This is a genomic window from Streptomyces sp. NPDC093510, from assembly GCF_040683555.1.
Taxonomy (GTDB): Bacteria; Actinomycetota; Actinomycetes; order Streptomycetales; family Streptomycetaceae; genus Streptomyces.
The window spans coordinates 116434-121452 of sequence record NZ_JBFBEE010000026.1 but is presented as its reverse complement, the minus strand read 5'-3'; the positions used below and the strand labels follow the sequence as shown (position 1 = coordinate 121452).

3 protein-coding genes and 1 pseudogene are annotated in these 5019 nt (G+C 70.1%); 2 read left to right on the top strand and 2 right to left on the bottom strand.

Going from position 1 to position 5019, the window contains the following annotated elements:
• Nucleotides 1-328 precede the first annotated feature (328 nt).
• The gene (locus tag AB0N81_RS33310) at nucleotides 329-826 is read left to right on the top strand and encodes a GNAT family N-acetyltransferase (RefSeq protein ID WP_365364980.1); all 498 of its coding nucleotides are present in this window, start codon (nucleotides 329-331) and stop codon (nucleotides 824-826) included.
• Between the two features lie 18 nt (nucleotides 827-844).
• On the opposite strand, the pseudogene AB0N81_RS33305 reads toward AB0N81_RS33310, so the two are convergent.
• Nucleotides 845-1233, bottom strand: a pseudogene (locus AB0N81_RS33305) (class I SAM-dependent methyltransferase); the annotation flags it as partial.
• A gap of 241 nt (nucleotides 1234-1474) precedes the next feature.
• Between AB0N81_RS33305 and AB0N81_RS33300 the strand changes: the two are divergent.
• The gene (locus AB0N81_RS33300) at nucleotides 1475-3718 is read left to right on the top strand and encodes an ATP-binding protein (protein WP_365364978.1); all 2244 of its coding nucleotides are present in this window, start codon (nucleotides 1475-1477) and stop codon (nucleotides 3716-3718) included.
• Here the strand turns inward: AB0N81_RS33300 and AB0N81_RS33295 are convergent.
• Nucleotides 3715-5019, bottom strand: a 1305-nt coding sequence (locus AB0N81_RS33295; RefSeq protein ID WP_365364976.1) for a hypothetical protein, incomplete at its 5' end; no start/stop codon positions are given. The genes AB0N81_RS33300 and AB0N81_RS33295 overlap by 4 nt on opposite strands.

The window sequence follows — 5019 nt, the reverse complement described above, 5'->3', positions numbered from 1 at the left end:
GGGAACCACAACTGCAACTGAGACGACAGTAGCACGCCAGGGCGGCCGGTGGGGGTGAAGTAATTCCGCTCTGCTCATTGCGCTAAAAACCCTCCCTGCCCGGATCGTTAAACCCTCACTTCGCGAACACAGACATTGGCTCGTCGAGTGCGGAGTTTCGGAGAAGCGCCGGATACCTGCCGCCGGGTTAACCGTTTTTTCCCGCCGGACGGTCGGGTGGGCATATGAGCCGGGACAAGCTCTGGTCCTGGACACGGCCCGGCGGGCCTCGTGCGCATGGTGGTAATCAACTTGCTGCCCGTCCCGGCGGGCGGGCAGGGTCTGGACCATGCTTGAACTACGCCCTCTGCAATCAGACGACTGGCCCCTCTGGCGGGAGTTGCGACTGGCCGCGCTCGCTGAGGCGCCCCACGCGTTCGGATCGACGCTGGCCCAGTGGCAGGGCTCCGGCGACCGAGAGGAACGCTGGCGTGCCCGTCTGTCGATTCCCGGCGCGCACGATCTCGTCTCGCTCCTCGACGGCATTCCGGTGGGCATGGTCAGCGGAGTGCCGGGCGAGGGAGCGGAGAACGTGGAGTTGATCTCGATGTGGGTAAGCCCTACGGCTCGGGGCAAGGGCGTGGGTGACTGCCTGGTCCAGGCGGTCGAGCGGTGGGCGGTGGAGCGCGGTGCCACGACGCTGCGGTTGTCCGTCATGCCGGACAACCGCGAGGCGACCGCGCTCTATGAGCGGCACGGTTTCACGGACACGGGTGAGCCCGGCGATGTTCTGCCCGATGGCATGGGCAGGGAGCGGGCCATGGCGAAGAGCCTGGCCGCTGTCTGACCTCCACAGGAGCTGATACTGATAGCTGGTCGCGCCGTCGTCTTCGGCGATGGTGTTCAGCCCGAAGTAGTCCCGCTGCAGCGTCGTGGTCACGCGGCCGGCGGCTTCGTCGTAGCAAGCTTCGAACCATGGGCTGGCGACGTTGAACACCAGGCGCCCGCCTCGGCGCAAGACGCGTGCGGCCTGCGGGACGGCCAGGTGCGGGGCGCCCAGCTGAGCCCACCGAAGTCGCAGAACACCAGGTCGAAGCTGTCGTCGGCGAAGGGCAGTTGTTCGGCGGCGCCTTGCGCGAGCGGGTAGCGGGCCGCTCCCAGCGCGCGGGACGCTGCGGCGAGTTGGGCTTCGGACAGGTCGAGCCCGACCACGGTGGCGCCCTCGGCGGCGAGCGCGCTGGACCACTGCCCGGCCCTCACCTCGGTCCGGCCCTGGCTCGGCCCATGATCCGCCGTACGAGCTCTAAGCGCAGACACTTCTGGACTGTGATGCCCTGTGCCGGGCCAGGAGCGATGGGCTGCCTGGTTTCGGAGGGCGTGGGGTCTTACGCCACCGCACGAGCCCTCCCTCAATGTGGAGTTGACGAGGGCTCAAAGGTTTCTGTGGGCTGTAGCCGTGGCGATACAGTCCGGCAGAGACAAGGGAGGGGCTGACGTGCTGGAGACTGTGGCGCTGAGCGCGCTGACCGCTTTTCTCACGGCCGCGTGGAACGGCGCCGCGGGAGAGATAGGCAAGCAGACGCTCCTGTCGGCCGGGGCGATGGCGAGAAGGACCCTGGGGAGGGAAACACCGCTGCCGACAGGACCGGAGGAGTGGCAGACCCTGGCGGGTCAGGTTCACGCGCGCCTGGGCCATGATCCCCAGCGGGCAGGCGAGTGGGCTCTCCTCGTACGCAGCTTCCCCGGGCAGGCAATGGCTCTGACCCCGGCGGCCGGACTTCCGCCGGCCTCAAGGGACTTCACCAACCGCCAGAGGGTCCTGAAACAGCTGAAGCGGGAGGCGACGCGCCGGGCCGCCGGGCGACCGCGCGTCGCGTTGCTGCATGGCCCGCCGGGGATCGGCACCACCGCCGCGGCCCTGCATCTGGGCGCGGCGCTGCACGCCCGGTTTCCCGACGGACAGTTCTACGTCGACCTGCGGGACACCTCGGGCGGGCACGGCCCGGAGCCCGCCGCCGTGCTGCTGCGTCTGCTGCGGCAGATGGGCGCCCCGCCGGAGCGGATGCCACCCACCGCCTCGGGACGCGAACAGCTCTACCGTCAGCTCACCGCAGGTCGCAGGGCTCTGGTGGTCGTCGATCACGCTTCCTCGGCCGCCCAGGTCCGCAGTCTTGTCCCGGCTACTCCTGATGTATTCCTGCTGGTGATCGTCTCTGGCCGCCCCTTTGCGCTGGAGGCCGAGCGCGTCGCGGTCCCTCCCCTGAGCGACCGGTACGCGGTGCAGCTGGTAAAGAAGGTGGCTGGGGCGGAGAAGGTCGCGCGAGCCAAGGCCCGGATGCCGCACCTGCTCGCGCGGTGTGAGGGAAACGCTTTCGCACTGAAGGCCGAGGCGCTGCGACTCCAGTCCGAGGAGACCGATCAGACCGATCAGACCGATCAGACCGATCAGTCCGGTCGGTCCGGTCAGTCCGGTCAGTCCGGTCAGTCCGGTCGGTCCGGTCGGTCCGGTCAGTCCGGTCAGTCCGGTCAGTCCCAGCAGGGCGCTCCGGAGCCACGGACGGGAAGGCCGGGGTGTGATCCGGTGTGCGACGCCGTCCGGACCGCATGTGAGTGCCTCCGGCCGGAGACGGCGCGGCTCGTCCGGTTGACGGCGCTGGGAGGCTGGCCCTCCATCGACGCACGCCTCGCTGCCGCGGCTGCGGACACCACGCCCGAAGAGGCGGCTCGGATGCTCGTCGAGGCGTCGGAGGCCCAGCTGCTGGACCCGGTAGGGGACGAGCGCTACCGCTTCCGTCCTGAGGTGCGGCGTTGCCTCGCCGACACCGCGGGCCTCGAGCACGGCATCCCCCAGTGCTCCGCCGCCGTGGAGCGGGCGCTCGACTCCTTGCTCAACCGTGCCCTGCATGCAGCGCATGCCGCCTTGCCGCAGAGTTGGCGTACCGAACCCGCGCCGGAGGAGGGGGATGCGTACCGCGATGAAGCGGAGGGCGTCGCGGCGCTTGCGGCGGAGGTCGGCAATGTGGTCCGAGCGGTATCCGTGGCCGTGGAGTACCAGCACTTCACGACGGCGCTGCGGCTGGCCCGGGCCCTGTGGCCACTTCAACTGAAGGCCGGCTACTGGGACGAGGTGCTGCCCGCGCTGCGCGTGGCGACCAGGTGCGCCGACGAACGCGGACCGCACTCCCGCACGGCGGCCGGGCTCCACTTCCAACTCGCCCACTGCCTGGGAGAACTCCAGCAGTGGGAGCAAGCCGAGAGCGAGGCGCGCGCTGCCATCGCATGTGAGCGCGCGGAAGGGCACGTACGAGGTGAGGCTTCGTCCGTCGAGTTGCTGGGCCTGTTGTACCTCTACCAATGGCGCTACGAGGCCGCCTTCGAACGGTTCGGCGAGGCCGAGCGCATCTACCGGCGGATTGCCGCAGGACAGGAGGGAGCGCGGGACGTGGCACGTGCCCTCGCCCTGGCCGAGCGCCACCAGGGGCGTGCCCTCCGAGGGATGGGGCGGTTGGCGGAGTCGCAACGCCTTTTGGAGTCGGCGACGGACTTCTTCAAGGAGCAGGGAGAGAGCTACAACCGCGCGCGTTCCCTCACGGACCTGGCCGAGACCCTCCTCGATGCGGGCGAGAACACCGAAGCGCTGACGAAGATCGCCGAGGCGGAGAGCCTGCTCACTCCGGCGGCCGCTCCGCACCTGCAGTACCTCGCCGGGCTCCGGCTGCGCTGCGAGGGCAACGGCTAGCGGGCCGTCACGACCACCGGATGCGCGCCCCCGGCGACGCGTACGTGGAGTGTGATGCCGCCTTCGCGCGGAACGCTGCCACCGCCGGCCAGCCACGCGTACAACGCCGAGGCATACGCCGCCGGATCAGCGTCCGCCCCCGAGCGGGCGGACAGCTGGAGCAGGCCGTGTTCCCGGCTGCGCACGGTGCAGGAGTCCGGGCCGCTCACGTACGCGGCGACCGTGCAGTGCGCATGCCGCGCCAGGGCCTCAGCCGTCCACACCTCCGGGCCGCCGAGGCGCGGGTCGTTCGCCGACTCGTTGCGCACGATCACGTCGGCCAGCTCCAGGCTGCTCGGGTCCCGGGTCTCCTCGTGCACCGCCAGATGGACGTCGCCGTCGGCGTCATAGGGGTGCTCGGTGGCGCGCTCGACCACGATGCCGGTGCCGGTGCCGGTGATCCGCGTGAGTACGCGGAGTGGGGCGGTTCGCCGTGGCGGGTCGTAGGGAGGCAGGGGCAACGGTTCCAACAGTGCGGGAGCAGTGGGCTCGGGAAGGTCCATCAAGGCGTAGAAGTGCTGCCGCAGGAGCGCGGCCGAAGCGCCCGGAGCCGAGGTGACGAACTGCCCGGGATCGGCGGCCGAGTGGTGCTCGGCCATCAGCCGCTCCACCTGAGGGCGCAGCGGGGCGTACGGATCGAGCCGCGGTGCGTCCCGGACGAACGCGGCGAGCGGCGTTTCGGGGTCCAGCCGATCCTGTCCACCGGTTGCCATCAGCACAGGGAGGCCCAGCGCGTGCGCATAGTAGGAGACGGCGCCGAAGTCGCCGATGACGGCATCGCCTGCCAGCAGAGCCTGCCGCCAGGAATGAGCGGGATCGATCAGAGTCAGCCCGCTGCGCAGGGCCCGGTCGAGCCAGGCGCGGACCTGGCCGGGGCCGTGTCCGTACCAGATGTTCGGATGCAGCACCGCGGCCAGCCGGTAGTCGTCGGCCGGCAACTCCGCCGCGAGCCGGGGGAGAAGGCCCGGAAAGACGTCCTGGTCACCGCCGCTGCCGAAGAGACTCTCGGGGTTCCACGTGGAGTTGAGCACGAGGAGCCGTTGGCCTCGTCGCACGCCCAGAGCTCGCCGGAAGCGGTCGCGGTACGGGCGGGCGGAGAGCATTCGATCGAAGCAGGGGTCGCCTGCGAGCACGGAGACGTCCACGGCCTCCGGACACACGCGACGCAACCGGTCCAGTTGTTCTGGATGCGACAGTACGAGACCGTCCATGAACGGCTTGCCGTCCGCCAAGAGCCACTCGGGAGACAGCCCGAACGTCGG